Here is a 20,292-nt window from a genome sequence, read left to right as displayed (position 1 = left end):
TTTAAGTAAAAGCGATTACCTGTTGATTATTCACTATGTTTAGAATTATCTCGTCGGTTGGCTAAGCTGAGCCATCAACCAATCTCCCTGAGAGTTAAGTTCTTGTAATGCTTTCTCCATAGCAGTGAATTGCTTCCAATAACGCTCTTCCTTTTCTGTTAAACGTTTTTCAAATAGCTCCATCTGACTATCAAAACGTCTTAATTCCTTTGACATAAAACTATTATCTGTAGACATATTTGCTCGACCAGCTTTTTGCGTAACACGGTCTATCGCTATATTTAATGAATCATAAACCCTTGTACCAATTCCTTTTTCGCTTACATTTTCACTTTGTGCTGTAAAAAGTGCGATGACTTCGTCAGGTTTTGTTTCTAATGCTTCTCTAAGTTTATTCTCATCAATATGAAGCAGTCCTCGTTCTTGGTAATTGTTTGACTTAATACCGATATCAAATAAGCTAGAAATCTTTCCCGCTCCCAAACCTTTAACTTGGTCTGACATCATTGTACGAAGATCTGACAGCATATTCGTTAATAAAGAGTCGCCTCTCAACAAACCACTACGAGCTTTTTCTTCCCATAACTCTATTTCCTTATCCGTCATATCTTTCTTTTGCTCATCTGTTAGAGGAGGGTAGCTTCGATACTTCTTTTCTGTCAATTTTTCTTGGGTACTAGTAATTAAATCATTATATTTGGTAATGTAATCTTTAATTGTATCCATAATTTTATCTGTATCGGTAGAAGAAGAAATGGTAGATGTTCCTTCTGCTTTTAATGTGTATTCTACATTGTTGATAGTAAACGTATTAGAGTCTCGACTAGTCTCTAGTCCATTTAATTTAAATAGAGCATCTTGACCTGCAAAGCCGTCAGTTAACTTTAGTTGATTAGTTAAGAATCCGTCGGTATCAGTGATTTGCAATTTATTTGCACCAGGTGTATGTGAGGAAATTGATACTTTCTTCGTTGTGCTATCATAGAAAGCAGACACACCAATTTTCGCATCGTTAATACGCTTCAATAAATCTTCGACCGATTCATCTGCCCGCACTGTGAATTCTCTTCCGTTAATTGAAAATTTATCTCCAGCATAGTCTGCTAAAGCTGTTTTACTCTTTGTGTCAGTAATAGCAATATCTTCAGCACTGTTACGGAATCCAGCCTTTGCTAGTTGAGTAACTTCAATTTGTGACGTAAAGTTACTAGATGCACCTGTAGATTTAGCGCTAACAGCCGCTTCGTTAGTTGAAGTAACTTTGCGCGCAAGAAATGTACCTTGTAATCTTATATTAGAAGCAGAAGTCCTGAAATCTAGCATTTTAGTATTTATACTTCGATATTCCTCTTGCTGCCATTCTGTAATTCTCTTTTTTTGGAACATGCGATCCAACGGAAAACGTTCCGCACGCATTAACTGTTTAATCATACTCTCAGTATCTAAACCACTGGCAATCCCGCCAAATCGAATTGGACTCGTCATAAAATAGCCACCTCCGTGTAAATATATCTAATGTAAATATCGGCAATACAAAAAAAAAGTTTAGCATAACGCTAAACTTTTGCATGAAAGTTATTGTTTCTTAATATATTGCTCTACCCATCGTAAAGCATCCTCTTTACTTTTAATGTTCCCATCGATGCATGCTAGTTCTAAGTCTGAGAATAGCTTTGCATACATTGGGCTTGGCTTAAGACCCATCACCTTTAATGTTTCACCATTAATATACTGAGGAATCTGCTCTCTTTTCATTAAATATTCTATAATACGTTCACTTAAGCGCTCAGATAAATGATCCAGTAGAGCTATCATGATTACGATTGATTCATAGCGATATTCTTTTAAAAACTTATGTAACATTCCCATAGTAGGAATTTCTGCACGGATAGCATCGAGTAATTCCTGATGATTTAGCAGTACGACAAATTGGTCAACAACCTCTAAATCCTCATTATTCAAAGCGTACTTTACAAGCCGTTCATGACCATTATCTAATTCATGAAAAAGAATAACGAAATAGCCAATCCATGCTCTACTATCTCTACTGTTGTGAGACCTGAAGATACTGTTCGCTATTTTCTTGGTATGGTATGCATAGCAAAGATCTTTAAATGTTTGTAATTGATGTATTTTATCTTTCGTAATAACGCCTTCCCCGATGATATACTCCCAAGCACCTAATTCAGATAAGCGTTGAATTGATTCGATTGGGTGCTGTTCATTGAATAGCATCCGAAGTTCGTTAGAAATTCTTACTTCAGAAACAGAAGATATCTTATCAACGGAATTAATAGCAAGGTCTCTTGTTTGCTTGTCCATCGCATACCCAAAACGTTTCTCAAAACGCACTGCTCTTAGAATTCTTGTCGGGTCTTCTACAAAACTTAGATTGTATAATACCTTTATTTTTTTCTCTTTAATATCTTTACTACCATGAAAATAATCGATTAGCATGCCAAAATTCTTTTTATTAATCTGGATTGCCATTGCATTAATAGTAAAATCACGTCTGAATAAATCTTCACGCAGTGTTGACCTTTCCACATTAGGTAGAGCTGCCGGATAATCATAATATTCTCTACGTGCAGTAGTAATATCGATTTTCAATCCTGGTCTACACATAGTCTCTAATAGACATTCATTCGGTAGTTTCCATGTAGCAGTACCGAATTTCTCATGACCTCTGACAGTTCCACCATATTGCTCAGCAAGAAGATTGGCAAATTGAATTCCATCCCCTTCTATCACGATATCGATATCCTCGTTCGGATAGCCAATTACAAGGTCTCGCACTACACCACCAATAATGTAGGCATTAACTCCTATCTCATCTGCTTTTTCTCCTATATGTAAAAGTAGCTGGTAGATCGGTAGCTCCATTTGCTTTTTCATTCTATCTTTCAACTTACGTTCTAATGGCTTTAACGCAGATTCATCTAAAATAAAATTATTATTTCTCCGTCCATGCAGGTATTCCACTACATTTGTCCGCGACACAATACCAATGAGCTTGTCATCTTCCACTACTGGTAAGCGACCTACATTTTCTTCAATCATGATATTTTGAATCTCTTCTACAGATAAATTCGGTTCAATCGTCCGAACTTCTTTACTCATAAACCCTTTTACAGGAGCATGTCCTAAACCATGATGCGTTGCTTTATCTAAATCTCTTCGCGAGATTATACCTACCAATTTGTCAACATCTACAACTGGGAACCCAGTGTGTCCGTAACGTAGCATCATCCTAGCTGAATCTTCAATACTTGTATCCGGGGAAATTGTCTTTACAGGGCTAGACATCATATCTCTTGCAGTAACGGCTGGTTTTACAATCGCAGCTAGATTCGACTTTACGATTTCTACTATGTCTTCATGACTACCATCTTTTATAGTTGCTGAAGCAGCTTTTGAATGCCCACCGCCACCTAAAGCGTTAATTACAGGCAACACATCGATACGATCAGAACTGGAGCGACCAACAATGAACACTTTGTTACCCATTTCAATAATAAGTATGAGTGCCTGCACACCTGTAACATCCATCATCTTACTTGCGATGAGAGAGAGTCCACCGAGGTAACTTTTTTGCCTATGGGTAGCTAGCATCACATCCACACCTTGAAAAGGAAACTCCGTTCCACTCTGCATAAGAATGTTTAATAACTTTTGCTGCTCAACACCTAGAGGTTTATCTTCATACTGTGAAATAACAGCTAAATTTGCCCCTTGGTTGACGAGGTAACCAGCCGCTAGTAAATCTCTTGCCGTTGTCCCTATGTAGCGGAACGAACCAGTATCCATGTATAATCCTAAAGCCATTAAAGTCGCTTCAAAAGCATTCATAGATATGTTCTTTTCTTGAATTTCTTCTACTAACATTGTTACTGTTGCACCAATCGATTCAATCTTCCCAGAGTCTGCTTTTACATCGTTCTCCGCTGGTTGATGGTGATCATAAACCGTGAACAATACATCGCTTCGTCTTAGATCGTCGCTAAAATTCCCTACTCGATCTAAATTCGCTATATCAACCATTATGACATGTGTAACTGATTTCCAATCAATTTGCTTAGGAGCGTGAAAATCAAATGAATCCTTATAGATTGCTAAGTATTGCTTTACAGAAATCGATAGCTTCTCCGGCAAAACCATTTTCGCTTTCGGATAGAGTTTTTTTGCCGCTATTATGGAGGCTAAACCGTCAAAATCTATGTTCAAGTGGGATAAGATTACCTGCATTCATATACCTCCTACTGCACAATGTTATGTCTATAGTTTAGCAAAGTATTCCTTCTTTTCCTAATACTAATGATATAATTTTAATGAGGATACTAACGCAGTAAATGTATATGATTGCGAAAAAATCAGATTGTAGTATTAGAAGATAGTGGCAGGATATTACGGAGTAGACATTATAATCAAGGTGTTATTTAATTCTTATATTTCGAATATTTATTGTTTAGTGTTCTCTCCCAATCTTTATGAAATTGCATCTTTTCATACAAAAGTTGATTAATGATAACTTGTAAATACTGGGCTCGAAAGAAATCTCTCTCTTGTTCAGCTCGCAATATGCCCATTTTTAGTTCTTGAACAACTAATTCTATAGTAAATCCGTCCAATTCTATTTGCGCTTTTGCCCGCATAATTTACACCCTTCACTGTTTTTTGTCCACAACAAATTTTTACTCGTGAAAACCACATTTCTTCATGTTTTCCTCAATGTAAAAAAAGTTTTCGAAAGGCCCCCCTAACGTGTAAATTACGCCCGCAATGAAGCAATTCCCTGGAGAATTATACCTTGAATCGTTAATTGGTAATTTAGCCCTCCATATTTGGGTTGTAGATATACCCATTACCCTTGCAACCTCTTGATTATCTACAAATCCAATTTCTCGGATTCTCCGGTCAAAGGCTTCCACATTCAACCTAACTATGTAACTATGACGCGGCACTATATCTCCTCCTGCACGTTTCGTTCTCGCAACAAAAATATACCATAAACGTTTCGCGCAAGCAACATATTTTGGTTTGTTTCTATAAATTTTCCAACACAAATTACATTTTATTACGTATACGCAATATTATGGTATAATGAATACGTTATTAAGTTAATTAGGATAGATGGTGAATGAACTTGGACCTTAAAGATTTCGGAGCATACATAAAAAAATTGAGGGTGTTAAGTGGATTTAAAAGTCAACGTCAGTTGGCTTTGGAGGCGGGTGTTTCACCTGCTACTCTTTCTAGAGTAGAGGCTGGGGTGCAACATATCAATCCCATTACATTAAAAAAAATGTCTCGGCATCTCAAAAACGTTACTTATCAAGAGTTAATGACGGCCGCTGGATATATAGAATATGATACACCAGGACCAATTGCGTTAAAAGTAAAGGAAAATCAAGAATCTATATACAGTGGTGAGTACCAGTTCATCACTGAACAGGAAATGGCACTACTGACCGAATTCAAAAAATATCCTGCATTCTATAGGGATATTAAAATAAATCCTAAAGTTAATATAAGGCGATTATCAAAAATATGGGAAGCTTTTAAGAATAGTACTTGAAAAACTCTATTTATCTCTAAAAGTGATACTTCCGCTATCTCCACCTGTTAAATGAATTCTACGTTCTCTCACAAAACGCATAATTGTATTGATTGGAATACCTGTTGCATTCGATGCCTCAAACACCTTAGCGTTGTAGTTCTGCTTCACGTAGTCTCTAAGGATATTAAATTCATTCTGATCCTTATCCCTACAATCAGGACAGTAATCCTTTCCATCCTTTGGATAAAAGCGTTCACAAATACCACAGATATCATACGACATATTATCTTCAACTCCTATTAGATGTTAAATATTAAAAAAACGTGTATACATGTAAAACAAGAAAAATGCTATCTGGAAGCAGATGGCATTTTTGAAATATTTCTATAAATAAACGTCGATATTTTTCCCTAGATAAGGAAATACAGATTGTTCCATAGCTTTTGTTGTTTCATCCAAGCTTTTCATGCTTTGTGCTACTATTTGGGATATATCCTCTGTTTGCCCTTTTGCTGTATCCATTGCCATCTTAAGCATAGTAACATTTCCTTGCTGACTTAATTTCATGTGGCTCAATGAAAGTGCCATTGCTGAAACATCCATAAGACTTGCCCCCTTGTTAATGTAATATTCTGCTAATTCTATATGCTACTTATTCTATATTCTAATATACTTTTCTAGTAATACATCCACATCAGTGATTTCAAAACCTAACCGTTTATATAATGATAATGCATTTTCATTCGTTCCGTCAACTATCAGGGTTGCTTTCATCAAACAGTTCCTTTTCATATGGTCAAGCACTCTTGAAATCAGATGGCTACCAATACCTTTCCCACGATGCTCAGGCGCGACTGCTACATCAAAGATATACCCCATTTGAAGATTATCACGCGACTGGAGTGAAATCATACCGCATAGCTCTTGATGCGCAAAGAGTAGAAAGACTTCAATGGAGGAATCTTTCAGCATTTGATGAAAATTGTCCTGTTCTACATTTAACTCAAAACAGCTTTTCATCATAGCTAGATAATATCTATCATCTTCTTCCCGTGCCTTTCGAAACTCACACTTGCCAAGAAAACCACCGTTGATATTAATCGTTGCTGATTCTCCAATTATTTTTTCCATTTTCCAGGACTGCAGCACGGTAGTAAATCCCCTATCCATTAGAAACTTGACAATATAAGGGAATCGTTCTTTTACAAAAGCTTCGACACGGATAACACCTTGCCTATGAGCATGAGCAATTAAGACATCAAACAACGACTTTCCATAGCCTCTTCTTCTATATTGTGGGTGAATCATGACATTGATTTGCGCAGATTGTCTCCCAGCAGCATCTATCATACATGTTGCTAATCCGATTAATTGGTTGTCTACATAAGCAACGAATATATGATCCTTACATTCGTTCAACACTACTGCAAACCACTCATCCGTCAAAGAATAATCGAATTGATCGTGATCGTTCAAAATCTGTATGAGATGGAAAATCGCATTTTTATCCTTTGTCGATAAATTACTAATCTTCATTCCTGATACTTCCCGTTACGATCATTCTTTTGATTATTACCGTCTTCGTTAACACTTTCACCACTCAGAAATTCAGAAACTTGATTCTGTTTTCTTCTATTGTAAACATTCGTAAGATAGTTTACTAACATGACGAAACCAATGATTAACGAGAAATTTATAATTGTATCTAAGAAATTTCCATAGTCCATCTACATGTCTCCCTTCGTAAAATATATCGATGATACCATATGCTATTTTTTATAAGCATAATATACTTTATTAACCGCTTCGATGACTGACTCAATATCTCCCATTGTCATTTTAGGAAACAAAGGTAAAGTTATTATTTCTTCGTACCACTGTTCTGCAATTGGACATAGTCCTTTACCATATCCCCGTTCTCTATAATACGGCTGAAGATGTACAGGTATATAGTGAACATGGACACCGATATTTTCGGCACGCAAGGCATCAAATATTTGCCTTCGATTCGCCGTGAATTTTTGTAATTCAAAGCGCAAGCTATATAAGTGCCAACTTGAATGTGTTCCATTGAGTTGGTATGGAATGATGATTCCGCTCAACCCTTGAAATGCTTGATTATATATATTAGCATAATTTCTTCTAATCTTTATGTATGCGTCAAGTTTATTTAACTGTGATATGCCTAAAGATGCTTGAATATCAGTCATGCGGTAATTATAGCCGAGTTCCAACATTTCATAATACCAAGGGCCGTGATCTTCAAGCATGATGGATCGATCACTTGTTATACCATGTGATCTAAAACTACGTAATTTCTTAGCGTACACTTCAGAATTCGTGACTATCATTCCACCTTCACCAGTTGTAATGTGCTTTACAGGATGAAAGCTAAACATAGTCATATCAGCTATGGCTCCAACTTTACAACTATTTCCTTCTTCCATGTTCAGATATTCGTGATCATAAGTTGCTCCTAAAGAATGAGCTGCATCTTGTATAACAACCAATTTGTACTTGTCCGCTATTTCTTTAATACGTTTAATATCTGCAGGCTGACCAGTAAAATCAACAGGTATAATTGCCTTTGTTTTCGACGTTATTTTATCTTCTATTTTCTCTGGATCAATATTGTATGTAGAATTATTAATATCTACAAAGACAGGGTTAGCACCCAAATACCTGACACAATTAGCACTAGCTACAAAAGTAATCGGTGTTGTGATTACTTCGTCCCCTTCACTAACTCCTGCAGCATAGCAAGCTGCATGAAGTCCTGCTGTCCCATTGCAAAAGGCAACTGCATAATTCGCACCTACATAGTTAGCAACCTTTTCTTCGAATTCTGCAATCTTCGGTCCTTGCGTTAAATAAGGGCTCTTAAGCGTTTCAATAACTGCTTGAATATCATGATCATCCAACCACTGTTGTCCATATGGCAAGTATTCGTTTCTAACAGGTTGACCACCCATGATTGCCAAATTATTATTATTCATATATTCATCTCCACAATGCATGTCATTATATACGAAAAGCCACCATTATATCAGGTGACTATTCTTGATCCATTCCTCAGTTCTTTTAATACCTTCTTCAAGAGATATCTTTGGTTCCCAATTAAGCAATTCTTTAGCTTTATTATAATTACACAAAAGTTTTTGGATTTCACTTTGTGGATGAATGTGAGTTACGTGTTGAATTCGCGAATATTCCGTCTCTTTTTCTAGGACTAATTTCGCTAGCTCATTTACACTAATATCTCTACCAAGACCAGCATTTACAATTTGACCGTTTACATTATCATTATATCCTGCCTCAACAACGAATCTTGCACAATCTTCTACATATAATAAATCTCTTGTTTGTGTTCCATCACCATAAATATTTAAATTCAATCCTGCTAGTTTATTTTTGATAAAGATTGCTACAACACCACCTTCACCACCAGTTTTCTGGAAAGGTCCATAAGTATTAAAAGGACGAATTACAACAACAGGTAGTTGATACGCATAGTAGTATGATAACACCATATTTTCAGCGGCTATTTTCGCTCCTGCGTAAGGTGAAGCTGGTTTAATTGGGTGCTGTTCTGTAATTCCCGTTTCATCCATACACCGATCATAAACCATACAAGTACTCATAAACACCATCTTTACCTTATGCTTTTTGCATTCTTCTAAGACATAAAATGTTCCGATTGTATCATTGTTAAATGTAGTCATCGGATCATCAATCGAGTCTTGTACGTTGATGGAAGCCCCAAGATGATAGCATATATCAAATGCTATTTCGTTAAATAAATTGCCTAATAATTCCTGACTCTGAATATCACCTATAATAAAATCTTTAAAGTTAGGTTGAACCTTAAATTCATCAAGATTTTCTTTGCGGCCATTCGATAAATCGTCTAAAGCCCATACTTCGTGCTGATCTTCTAGTAACCTCTTAACCACCCACCGACCAATAAAACCAGCTCCGCCAGTAACTAATACCCTCATGCTTCACTTCCTTCTCTTAGTTATAATAAGTTATTCTCTAGTTTATAATAAGTCCCATGACATAGGTGTTCCCTTTTTTGCATCTACTTTTATAGATTTTCCAAGGAATACGTCTAAATATTTCACCGGAAGTCCAAGACCTGGGCGAATCGATCGCAAATTTTCTTTCGTTAATGTGTCGCCTGCTTTCATATCTTTCGATATGTACAAGGAACGTCTATGCGTCAATGAGGTCTTTTCAACAGTTAAGGGACCATACTGCACTTTTCCTAAACTTAACCATGCTTTTTCAGTTTCTGATACTAGCAATCTCATTTCTTCAGGTTCTAATGAGAATGCAGAGTCGACTCCACCCTCTGCTCGAGACAAAGTAAAATGTTTCTCTATTACAGATGCACCTAAGGCAGTAGCAGCGACACTAACCCCTATACCTAAAGTATGGTCAGATAAACCGACTTCACAATCAAAAAGTTGCTTCAAATGAGGAATTGTCAATATATTGCTATTTTCTGGTGTGGCAGGGTATGTACTCGTGCATTTAAGTAATACTACATCATCACATCCATACTCTCTTAATGCTCTTACCATCTCATCTAACTCAGAGACTGTTGACATGCCAGTTGAAACTATAATGGGTTTGCCTGTCTTTGCCACTTTTCGTATAAGCGATAAGTCTGTGTTTTCAAAAGATGCGATTTTATAACAAGGAACATTAAGCCCTTCTAAAAAATCTACTGCACTTTCGTCAAATGGAGTACTAAAGGCAATGATTCCAAGTTCTTTACAACGTTCAAATATGGTTTCATGCCACTCCCAAGGCGTATACGCTTCTTCATACAAACTATAAAGGGATTTGCCTTGCCATAGACTACTAGGATCATTAATAAAAAATTCTCGCTCATCAATATCGAGTGTCATAGTTTCAGCGGTATATGTTTGAATCTTTAGTGCATCTACCCCTGATTTTGCAGCAGCTTCAATTAATTGTAATGCTCTCTCAAGGGACTGGTTATGGTTACCGGACATTTCTGCAATTATGAAAGGCTTATGCCCACTTCCAATGATTCTATTTTGAATGCGTATTTCCTTCATAAGTGACCACCTCATTTATCCACTCTAGTAGTTTACCCTCTGTTCCAAGCTGCATGAGCTCGAACGACAGTTTCGCCATGCGATGTAATTCCTCAGGTTGACTCACTGCAGTTTGTATTAGTTCTACCAAGTTATCAACTTGAACCTCTTCATGCCATCCTGCGTTCCAAACCGCACCAAATGCACTGGCTGCTATTGTAGTCTGTCTTTGATTTTCAGCAACTATAGTTGTAATAGTTGGTATGCCCAGATAGCATCGTTCCCACATGGAAACACCACCAGAACCTAGAACAATATCTATATCCATAAGGATTTCAGCCATATTCGACACGTTTTGCAGCACTTCAATGTTATGCGACTTACAAAAACTTTTGATATCATGACTTTTTGGATTTGTTATCCCCACAATAACTTTAATTTTGAATGATTGCCACTTCAGTAGCATTAATGCTTCTAGCGCTTTTTCCGTTTCATTCGTAGGGTCACTACCACCATAGAAAATTAAAATTTTTGTTAAATTCAAGATTTCTTTTGTTTGTCCTACAAGACGAGCTTTAGCTTTAGTTTCCAAAAATTCATTACGCAACAATAGGTGTTTAGGACCTATAAATAGCCTGCAATGTTCGGGAACAAAGTGCTTGTATCTATTAAACATGTTCTCGTTATAGTTCTGGTCTAGCAGAGCGTCACATTCAAGTTCTCTATTGGATAAATCATCTATCACTAAAATATTTTTTGCTATATCTCTCATTTTCTTATGCCAAATGGAATCTAATTGATAATGGTCAACAATTAAGAGATCAACTGCACTATAGTTCTTAATGATTTTATGAATTAGTTGCTCAGGATTGTCGTCTCCATGAACTTCTAGTACTGGAATGTTATATTGATTTTGAATATATGTAATTAGATTACCTTCAAGTCTCTGACAGATAAAGCAGATTTCTACATTTTGGGTCATCGAACGAATCTGTTCTGCAAGTGTCAAACAGCGCATAATATGACCAGTTCCGATATTTACAGAAGCATCAGCTCTAATTAAAATTGTTCTAGTACCCATTTAGAGCTTCACTACCTTCTGTTCAATATGTGCATTTAAGGCAACAATTTCTGGGTGCATTAAAAGAAACTCAATAACTTTATCAGCTGGAACTAGTATATCGTCTGGAAATTCCTTCACTATTTCCTGACATAATAAATAGTCCTCTGGGGTATCTAACGTGATTCTCAATTCTGGATGGTTCTTATGTGTATCTACATTAATTCCATGCATATGAAAAGTACTTGGATTTTCATATGCGTAATAGGTCACGTGCTCACGATGATACGACTCTTTGCCATGATTATGTATATACTGCAGACTTTCAAAAGAAATAATCTCAACTGGCATACCGCGCGGTATCGGACTTAACAAAGTTACTATATCAATTTCCGTAGTAGATTCTTGGATTGCATCTACCATATTCGATGCTAAATGGTAGTCTAAGAATGGACAATCTGCCGTAACACGCATTACATAATCAGGGTTATATTCTAAAGCACATTGATAGTATCGATCTAATACGTCATCCTCAGAGCCTCGGAAATATAGAATATCATTCGTTCTACACCAATCTACAATCGGTTGATCTTGGTCTAAGTGAGACGTAGCTACAATAACTTTAGAAATACCTTGAATTTCTTTACATCGTGTCACAACGTAATTTAGAACATTTGTCTGCCCTAACGGTAGTAAAACTTTCCCTGGAAGTCTTGTAGAACCCATTCTTGCTTGTATAATAGCAATGGTATTCACGGCAATCCCTCTTTCTATTTCTCAAATTCTGCTACATATCGTTGGTATTTATGATTTTTTTTCCAATCTTCCGCCAATAGCTCGAATATGGTAACGTCATGGTACTTTTCGTATTTATATATGTGCTCTTTATACACACCAACTTCCCTGAACCCGTAAATCGTGTGCATTTTACACATATTCGTGTTACCTTCCATTACCTCAGCAAACAACTTATGTAACCCTAATGTATTGAAAGCATAGTTATAAAGATATGGATGGATTCGCCCACCAATAATATTAAAATTAGTATCACCAATATAGTATCCGAAAGTAGCATGACGATGGACAGTGTCCATCCGATTCAGAGAAATAAGGCCTATTAAAGAGTCTTTGCTCTTAATCATCCAATATTTATTATGAGAATCATTAAGTGTAGTCTGATACCACTGAAGATGCTTGTTGTAGTCCTCCGATATATCCGAATACATAAATTGTGTAACGTGTGGCGCACGCCGCCATTTATATACTATTTCAAGATGTTCTTCTTTCAATTTTATAAATTCCATGAAATACATCCTTGTAATTAGACATTAAGCTGAATTTCTCTTGTGAAATATGATAGCATATCATAACCATCCCATATAGAAGAAAAATCTAAAGCCTGTCCTATAGGTACAATTCGGTCCACTTTTCTGCCACTTAAAGATTGTGCGAATTCACCTAGTTGCGCCTTAGTAAAACCGAAATAAGTAATCGTTTGATCTTTATCTTGAAGTAAGCTAGAGAGCTCTGAGATATGCTCTGTATGATATTCTAAGAACAACCCCGTTCCGCGATTCGCTTCTCTTAACGGAGAATCCAGTTTCCCAACAAGAATTCGGAGGGGAAGTTCAAAGTCATGATTAGATATTTCTTTTACTTGCTTTAACGTCGCATAGTAAAAACCTAATGTAAGGCGTTCCATATGATTCGCTGACGCTAAAGCATATTCCTTCTTCTTAATGATCTGTTGGAAATACTGCCAAAACCTATTCTTTGCAATATATATATCTTCATCTGTACCAACCCAAACGACTAGTTTAGGAGACGAGCAAGCTTTTTGGTGAAAAAACAATGTATCATTAAAAAACTTTTCTGCAAGCCTAATCATTTCATTTTCTTTTAAGTCTTTAATTGCTGTAGCACAAATCATTGAACATGCTGTTCGATCTGGGAATACCATCTCTGTCGCAATTGGCGCTAGCATTGACTGGCGAATCATCTGAATCGTATTATCGCCTCCCCAAATGACTCGAATATGGCATCTTTGCGATAACCATTCTGTTATCAATTGGTCGTGAGGATAATGTATGATTAATATACGCTTTCGAATCTCGTTATAGATACTACTTGATAAGAGTAGATTGATACTATTAATCAAGATTTTAAATTGTTCTGATTGGCGATTCGATACCCGAATGATTGTTGCATTTCCTGCCAACAGGGAAATAACCCATGTATATACAAATATTGTATCTATATTAGCAGGTGCGTATACAAGTGCAACCCCTCGTGAAACAACTAGGCTATGTTTGTTTTTATCAGAAAAAGCTTGCTTAATCTTTTGTATATTACTCTTTCTTAACCAATATCCTAGAGAAATTACTTCTGGATACTTTTTTAAGCTCTGATCTTTTAATATAGCTGCTGAAAATGCTTGAATGAATTCCTCAGCTATTGGAGAAAAAACTGGAAGATTCGTAGTAGCTACTAGAGACTCGACTTGGTTTTTCCAATCGATTGCTTCCATGTCTATTTGATTATTAAAATCTTGATTATTTAAAGGAGCTATTATACGCATGAGTGTCACTACATCCCCTTAGTTCTGCTGAAGGTATTCTCCCAGAGATAGTAAAATAGGTGCCCTTCCGACCACATTTACAGTCGTCTTTACCATGAATCGTACCCAAATCCTCTGTTAGCAAGCTATTTCCTGGATAACTACTCGAAAGAGTACTTAATGTCTGCACGATTCCTTCCACGCCAATGTTTACTGGCGATAAATTATTCGGATCACGAATAATAATTTCTGCATAGTCTGGCGCATGAAGAAAGCCTTCTGAGCATTCCATAAAAATAGATCCAACTTGCTCTACCATCCCATAGTAATTATGAATATGCTGGATTCCGAATTGGTGCTCTAAGCATTGGCGAAACTCAGCTGTTCCTACTGCGTTCTCCAGTAATTTCTTCCAACCGCCGCCGTGAATCAGTATAGAATTCCCTAAAGAAAGCGTGATTTGCTCTTTCACAGCAACCTGATAGAAATATTGCCATATCATAAAAGTAAAACCAAAAATGAATATCTTATCATTGCCATGTTTATGTAAGAACTTCCCTAAACCCTCCCAATCCGGGATCATGTTATCATCCAACAAATAAAAATGGTCGTAGCCAAACTGAGAAAATCCAACAATTCCAGCTCCTCGTGCATTGAAAGATGAGCGGTCTTTCAGTACATTCTTATGATCAACAATAATCATGGGAAGTCTAGCTTTACCAATCCAATCAGTAACAATCTGAACGAGTGTCTTGGATTGATTCATAGCATTCTCCCGATCCAGATATATCTTGGAGACTTCTTTAGAGGTTGTACCACTAGATGTGAGAGTTTTTATAATTTTATCGTCTGGAACCGATGCGAGTTTTACCGTTTTGAAAAGTCCCACTGGAAGATACGGATAGCTCGTAAGTGTATTGTACTGTGTTATGGAAAACAGTTTCTCCACAATTCTCTGGTAGGGACTACAGTTCTGATAATGGTGGATGAGTCTATCATTTAAGATTGACAACATGTAAGCTTGTTTTTCATTAGAGTCTAACTGATAGGGTGAATCATTTATGTTCCGTTTCATGATGATCTCCCTTGCTTTATAAAATATTATATGACTTCGTTCATCTTTTCTGTTAAGAGTTTATAATCTACTTTTCCATTCAAAGAATATGGTATTCCCTCAACCACTTGTAACTGAATGGCCGAATGATGAATCTGAAAGCGTTTGCTAACCCATTCTTTGATGGTCTTTGCTGATGTATTTTCTTCTAACCAAATAGATAACTTTTCATCGTCACCCGTACATGCAACTGGAATATTGAATTCTGAATACATCTGTTTCTCAATATCATCTAGATTCAGGCGAAGTCCATACAATTTAACAAACCGCTTCATCCTGCCAGTGATATAAAAATAACCTTCATCGTCTCGATACGCAATGTCACCAGTGTGCAATACTCCTTTTAACTCATCCTCTTTTGCTAAATCATAACGGTTCTGAGCATACCCTAACATTACATTTGGTCCAGAATATATGAGTTCATTGGTATGTTCATCTAACTCCAAATGTCCATTGGGTATTGCTACTCCTATCGAGCCAATTTTATCTGATAGACGCTCTGGTGGAACAAAGCTGATTCGAGCGGTCGCTTCTGTTTGACCATACATCACAAAAAATTTCCATCCATTGTCTAACGACAGTTGGTGAAAACATGAAATAAGTTCTTCTGATAGTCTCCCACCCGCCTGTGTTAGCATTCGTAACGAGGGTAATTCCATAGTATGAAATCTTAAGCGATGCAGCATTTGATAACTGTATGGAACGCCCGCTAATGAAGTAGCATTTGCCTCTCTAAAAAGGCTCCAAAATTTTGGTGAGATAATACTTTCGTTCGTTAGTATCAGACATGCATTGGCATAAAGGTGGCTATTAATCACAGATAATCCATAGGAATATGACATCGGTAAAGAGGTAATAGCCCTCTCTGCTGATGATAACATTAAATAGTTTGCAATAGAGTTAGCATTTTCTTGTAGATTTCTCCGCGATAATCGAACCATTTTAGGATTACCAGTCGATCCGGATGTTGAAAGTAATACTGCAAGTTCGCCATATATCGGTGGATAACTATTCAGATGACTATCATTGATCCAGAGATTACTTTCTAAATGATAGCAATATCCTCGTTCCACAAGATGGGCTTTTATATCATCGTTTAAATCTTGTCCAGAAATCCAGTCAGGACAATATTGTGCTAGAATAGTAGTCAAAAGCTCCGATGTGGTTTTACTGTCTATAAGCATAATAGCGTCATTAATTTGTAATGCCGCTAAATAAAAGATGATATCGTTTAGTTTATTTCCTGTAAGAATACAACCTAATAGTTTTTTATTCTCATAGTGCTCTCGTCTATTGATACGTAATAAGACTTCCTGACTCTTAGCCGTTTTATTATACAGATATTCATAGGTATATTGGTTTCCCAACCCCGAATCGATTATTGCAATTTCCGAGCTTTTTGGAAGATCCCAGAAGAACGAACTTGTACTGGGTATCATATTAGCATTCCTCCATCGACCCCAATCACTTGCCCAGTAACATATGAAGATAAATCTGATGCCAGATAAAGTGCAGTATTTGCTACTTCTTCTGGCTTACCAATCCTTTGCATCGCGATGCTTTGCAACCGCTCTAAGTATTTACTCTCTGGTAATTGTTTTACCATATCTGTATCAATAAACCCTGGAGCTATGGCATTCACCCGAATATTGTAGCTTGCTAATTCTTTAGCAGCAGACAAAGTGGCTCCTATGACTCCCGCTTTGCTAGCACCATATACAACTTGTCCAGCGTTACCAACGCGACCAATAATAGAACTAATATTTATAATGGCCCCTGTCTTTTGTCTTTGCATGAGTCGTGCCGACCACTGCATATGAGAGATAGTCGCAAAGAGATTTGTTTCCATCGTTTGCTGTAATTGACTATATTGAATCATGCCAAGCAAAGCGTCATCTAGAATACCTGCGTTATTTACTAGAACATCTAAGCGCTTATATTGTTTTTGAATATATTGAAATGTCCTTTTTGTCTCATTATCATCACATACATCATATGCTACGACTTCTGCCCTTCTAACATGAAACTCAGTTAGCTCATTGATTTCGTCTGCTAGTAGCTTTAATTCCTGCTCGTTTCTGCCGTTTAGCAATACTTTTGCTCCATTTCTAGCAAAAATGCTTGCAGTGGCTTTCCCAATTCCTCTAGTTGCACCAGTTATTAGAGCAATCTTCCCTAGTAAAAGGTCCATATATTAAAACTCCACATCGTATTTTTTCAATATCTCTTTGGCTTTTCCATAAGAACTCATGTCAATTACATCTTCCGTATCAAGCATAATATCAAAAGCCTCATCGATTGCTGCTATCAATGACATATGGGCAATCGAGTCCCATTCTGGAATTGTGCTATATTCTAAGGTGTCTATAATTTGTGACTCATCTATCCCTAAAGATTGCGAAAAAATTTGTCTTAATTTTTGTTCATTCATTCTGGCATCTCCTATCACATTTATTTAAACAAGGTTTCTGATAAGTTTAGTGCTTTGGATACTACAGTGTCCATATTATAATATTTATACTCTGCTAATCTTCCTATGAAATGAACTGATTTATATTGTAATGCTTCCTTTGAGTATCGTTCTAACAACTCACTATTTGCTTGTTTGGGAATTGGATAATACGGAGTATTAAACCCGTCTTTATGTGCAACCGGGTACTCCTTCGATATAGTAGTAACATTATTATTATTCTGACCTGTGAGGTACTTATATTCTGTAATTCTCGTAAAATCGTCATTGTTAGGGTAATTCACTTGCCCCAATTCTTGATAATGTTCCATAGGGAGGGTTTCAAAAGTAAAGTCTAAACTTCTATACGGTAACGAACCAAATTTATAATTGAAAAATTCGTCTATTTTCCCTGTGTAGATTAAACAGTTCAAAGTTATTGAGTCTAACAGATACGCTTGTTTCGTTTCATGGTTAATTTGAATCACATCATGCAAGGGTGTATTCAGCATAATATGAATATTCTTATGATCTAACATTTTTTCAAACATTTTGGTATACCCTGACTGGGGAAGTCCTTGGTACTGATCTTGAAAATAACGGTTGTCTCTAGAAAGATGTATAGGAATTCTTGCTGTGACATTCTCATCCAGTTCTTCCGGTTTACAGCCCCATTGTTTTACTGTATAACCTAAAAAAACATATCTATAAATATATTCTGCTAGGTTTTTCAACTCTTTATCTGAAGTCCGCTTTAATTGCAGAATAGGGATCTTACTCCCAAATTCAAACGTTTCGAGTAATAGCGATTCAATCCTATTAGCCATCGTGCTTGGGAAAAGCTCATACAACGTGTTGAAATTAAAAGGTATTGGTACCCGTGTACCTTCAATCGCAGCTAATACTTTATGTTCATATAAATACCACTCTGTAAAACGTGATATAAAATCCCAAACTTTACGTTCGTTAGTATGAAATATATGTGGGCCGTATTTATGTATCAAAATCCCATCTTGCTGGTACTCATCATATGCATTTCCACCAATATGAGCACGCTTCTCTATTACAAGTACTTTTCGATTGGCTTCTGCTGCTTTTCTTGCCAAAACCGATCCAGCAAATCCAGCTCCAACAACTACTACATCGTACATAGTTACACCTCTTTAAGATTTACTACCATCATTATCGGCTAATCATTATTTTTTATTAATGTGAATAGAAAAACCCAATTACTAATCGTAATGGGCTTATGAATAACGTAATAATTGGGGTCTTAATTCTCTCCAGGTAAATCTAAAATCGTTTTGAGTTGGATGATTCTCATCATAATTAACCCTATTTTCTTCTATAAGTTGCAAATTATGCATTGCGTCCATATAACCTGGATATATTTCTATTGCTTTCTTCAGTAGTTGCATCGATTTTTCTATATTCTTTTTCTCAAGAATATATAGCACTGATATATTATTCAAAGCAGCACCATGTGATGGTTTTTTCTCAATGATATCATGGAAGAAGTTTAAAGCTTCTGTATAGGATTGTTTATGCAAATAGTAAATTCCATAGAGGAAAGTGACAGAGATTTGTATATTTTCTTTCTCTACATCTACTACTTCTGAAGCCTTTAACTGGTTAAAACCTTCTTCCCATTGTTCATATCGAAACAGCATATTTACAAAATCAATAAGATTCTGAGCATAAGGTAAATTTCGTGCAAATATTGCTTTCTTTATTGTATCTATACCATACTGTTCTACAATAGCTTTCTCAGCATCTCTTGCCTTTGAAATATCTTTTGTTAAATTTGCCCCATGGCGCCTCAGGTAGATAAGAGGTTCATCGACATAAGCAAAGTACCCCTGTCTTGACATCCGCAAAACAAAATCATAGTCTTCTACAATTTGAAACTTCTGGAAGCCACCAACTTCTAGTGCTTTTTCTCTTTTCAGTAACAAACCGGATGGAGTAATAATATGGTTACGAAACAATAATGTACCAAAGATTTCATGTGCTTCTAGTTGCTTGCCTCGCATTTCGCTACCAGGAATTTCGGCTCCATTTTCGTCAATTTGTATATACGCTGGGTGGACCAATATGATGTCTGCTTGATTCTCATTTATTTCACTAAGAAGATTCACTTCTTTTTCCAATAACGTCGGATGGGCTACATCATCGGCATCCATAAACAGAATCCACTCATTTCTTGCAATCTTCAAACCTAGATTGCGCGCTGCAGAACCTCCCTGATTCATTGGTTGTTGAATCAGTTGGATGTTCTTATATCTTCCTCTATACTTGTTTACAATCTCTACAGTATTATCAGTACTGCAATCATCAATGATTAGCACTTCATCAATAGGGTGTGTTTGTCCTATAACGCTATCTAATGTAGCTTCAATAAATTGCGAAGCGTTGTAGGCAGGGATTATGACTGATATTTTATTGTATATTTCTTCGATATTTTCCAAAATAATCACCATTTTCAA

General features: G+C 36.4%; 22 protein-coding genes. 1 reads left to right on the top strand and 21 read right to left on the bottom strand.

Annotated elements, in window-relative coordinates; all coding sequences use genetic code 11:
* Positions 1-45: 45 nt before the first annotated feature.
* The 4 genes from BHU72_RS00380 to BHU72_RS00365 form a co-directional block, all read right to left on the bottom strand.
* Positions 46-1,485 (bottom strand): flagellar hook-associated protein 2, encoded by a 1,440-nt coding sequence (locus BHU72_RS00380; RefSeq protein WP_069700643.1) that lies wholly within the window; start codon positions 1,483-1,485, stop codon positions 46-48.
* A gap of 90 nt (positions 1,486-1,575) precedes the next feature.
* Positions 1,576-4,245, bottom strand: coding sequence for a CBS domain-containing protein (locus tag BHU72_RS00375; RefSeq protein WP_069700642.1), 2,670 nt, complete (start codon positions 4,243-4,245; stop codon positions 1,576-1,578).
* A gap of 191 nt (positions 4,246-4,436) precedes the next feature.
* Positions 4,437-4,652, bottom strand: a complete 216-nt coding sequence (locus tag BHU72_RS00370; RefSeq protein ID WP_069700641.1) for a hypothetical protein — start codon at positions 4,650-4,652, stop codon at positions 4,437-4,439.
* Positions 4,653-4,691: 39 nt separating this feature from the next.
* A complete protein-coding gene (locus BHU72_RS00365; RefSeq protein ID WP_069700640.1) occupies positions 4,692-4,961 on the bottom strand; it encodes a hypothetical protein in 270 nt (89 codons plus the stop codon).
* 182 nt (positions 4,962-5,143) lie between these two features.
* On the opposite strand from BHU72_RS00365, the gene BHU72_RS00360 reads away from it, so the two are divergent.
* Positions 5,144-5,575 carry a helix-turn-helix domain-containing protein gene (locus tag BHU72_RS00360; RefSeq protein WP_176720354.1) on the top strand — a complete coding sequence of 144 codons (432 nt, stop codon included), beginning with the start codon at positions 5,144-5,146 and terminating at the stop codon, positions 5,573-5,575.
* 6 nt (positions 5,576-5,581) lie between these two features.
* On the opposite strand, the gene BHU72_RS00355 is transcribed toward BHU72_RS00360, so the two are convergent.
* The 17 genes from BHU72_RS00355 to BHU72_RS00275 form a co-directional block, all read right to left on the bottom strand.
* Positions 5,582-5,839 carry a hypothetical protein gene (locus BHU72_RS00355; RefSeq protein ID WP_069700638.1) on the bottom strand — a complete coding sequence of 86 codons (258 nt, stop codon included), beginning with the start codon at positions 5,837-5,839 and terminating at the stop codon, positions 5,582-5,584.
* 102 nt (positions 5,840-5,941) lie between these two features.
* Positions 5,942-6,160 (bottom strand): YjfB family protein, encoded by a 219-nt coding sequence (locus tag BHU72_RS00350; protein WP_069700637.1) that lies wholly within the window; start codon positions 6,158-6,160, stop codon positions 5,942-5,944.
* A gap of 54 nt (positions 6,161-6,214) precedes the next feature.
* Positions 6,215-7,093, bottom strand: coding sequence for a GNAT family N-acetyltransferase (locus BHU72_RS00345; protein WP_069700636.1), 879 nt, complete (start codon positions 7,091-7,093; stop codon positions 6,215-6,217).
* Positions 7,090-7,284, bottom strand: a complete 195-nt coding sequence (locus BHU72_RS00340; RefSeq protein ID WP_069700635.1) for a hypothetical protein — start codon at positions 7,282-7,284, stop codon at positions 7,090-7,092. The genes BHU72_RS00345 and BHU72_RS00340 overlap by 4 nt, the downstream gene beginning before the upstream one ends.
* A gap of 42 nt (positions 7,285-7,326) precedes the next feature.
* Positions 7,327-8,553: a UDP-4-amino-4,6-dideoxy-N-acetyl-beta-L-altrosamine transaminase gene (gene pseC / locus BHU72_RS00335; RefSeq protein WP_069700634.1), complete on the bottom strand. Its 1,227-nt coding sequence runs from the start codon at positions 8,551-8,553 to the stop codon at positions 7,327-7,329.
* Between the two features lie 45 nt (positions 8,554-8,598).
* Positions 8,599-9,555: a GDP-mannose 4,6-dehydratase gene (locus BHU72_RS00330; RefSeq protein ID WP_069700633.1), complete on the bottom strand. Its 957-nt coding sequence runs from the start codon at positions 9,553-9,555 to the stop codon at positions 8,599-8,601.
* A gap of 42 nt (positions 9,556-9,597) precedes the next feature.
* Entirely contained in the window at positions 9,598-10,647 is a 1,050-nt protein-coding gene (gene pseI, locus BHU72_RS00325) for a pseudaminic acid synthase (RefSeq protein ID WP_069700632.1), read from the bottom strand.
* Positions 10,622-11,707 (bottom strand): UDP-2,4-diacetamido-2,4,6-trideoxy-beta-L-altropyranose hydrolase, encoded by a 1,086-nt coding sequence (gene pseG, locus BHU72_RS00320; RefSeq protein WP_069700631.1) that lies wholly within the window; start codon positions 11,705-11,707, stop codon positions 10,622-10,624. The genes pseI and pseG overlap by 26 nt, the downstream gene beginning before the upstream one ends.
* Positions 11,708-12,442 carry a cytidylyltransferase domain-containing protein gene (locus BHU72_RS00315; protein WP_083248152.1) on the bottom strand — a complete coding sequence of 245 codons (735 nt, stop codon included), beginning with the start codon at positions 12,440-12,442 and terminating at the stop codon, positions 11,708-11,710. It lies immediately after the preceding gene.
* A gap of 14 nt (positions 12,443-12,456) precedes the next feature.
* Complete coding sequence (gene pseH / locus BHU72_RS00310; protein ID WP_069700630.1) at positions 12,457-12,990, bottom strand: UDP-4-amino-4,6-dideoxy-N-acetyl-beta-L-altrosamine N-acetyltransferase; 534 nt, start codon at positions 12,988-12,990, stop codon at positions 12,457-12,459.
* A 17-nt stretch (positions 12,991-13,007) separates the two neighbouring features.
* The gene (locus BHU72_RS00305; protein WP_083248150.1) at positions 13,008-14,264 is read right to left on the bottom strand and encodes an acyl-CoA reductase; all 1,257 of its coding nucleotides are present in this window, start codon (positions 14,262-14,264) and stop codon (positions 13,008-13,010) included.
* Entirely contained in the window at positions 14,239-15,318 is a 1,080-nt protein-coding gene (locus BHU72_RS00300; RefSeq protein ID WP_069700629.1) for a LuxE/PaaK family acyltransferase, read from the bottom strand. The genes BHU72_RS00305 and BHU72_RS00300 overlap by 26 nt, the downstream gene beginning before the upstream one ends.
* 26 nt (positions 15,319-15,344) lie before the next feature.
* Positions 15,345-16,796, bottom strand: coding sequence for an AMP-binding protein (locus BHU72_RS00295; RefSeq protein WP_069700628.1), 1,452 nt, complete (start codon positions 16,794-16,796; stop codon positions 15,345-15,347).
* Complete coding sequence (locus BHU72_RS00290) at positions 16,793-17,548, bottom strand: SDR family oxidoreductase (RefSeq protein ID WP_069700627.1); 756 nt, start codon at positions 17,546-17,548, stop codon at positions 16,793-16,795. Before BHU72_RS00290 ends, BHU72_RS00295 begins: the two co-directional genes overlap by 4 nt.
* A 3-nt stretch (positions 17,549-17,551) precedes the next feature.
* Entirely contained in the window at positions 17,552-17,788 is a 237-nt protein-coding gene (locus BHU72_RS00285; RefSeq protein ID WP_069700626.1) for an acyl carrier protein, read from the bottom strand.
* Between the two features lie 20 nt (positions 17,789-17,808).
* Positions 17,809-18,957 carry a UDP-galactopyranose mutase gene (glf, locus tag BHU72_RS00280; RefSeq protein WP_069700625.1) on the bottom strand — a complete coding sequence of 383 codons (1,149 nt, stop codon included), beginning with the start codon at positions 18,955-18,957 and terminating at the stop codon, positions 17,809-17,811.
* Positions 18,958-19,053: 96 nt separating this feature from the next.
* Positions 19,054-20,274 (bottom strand): glycosyltransferase family 2 protein, encoded by a 1,221-nt coding sequence (locus tag BHU72_RS00275; RefSeq protein ID WP_069700624.1) that lies wholly within the window; start codon positions 20,272-20,274, stop codon positions 19,054-19,056.
* Positions 20,275-20,292: the final 18 nt, after the last annotated feature.

It is taken from the genome of Desulfuribacillus stibiiarsenatis, from assembly GCF_001742305.1.
GTDB lineage: Bacteria > Bacillota > Bacilli > Desulfuribacillales > Desulfuribacillaceae > Desulfuribacillus_A > Desulfuribacillus_A stibiiarsenatis.
The sequence above is the reverse complement of the archived record's forward strand: the minus strand, read 5'-3'. Positions and strand labels throughout refer to the sequence as shown.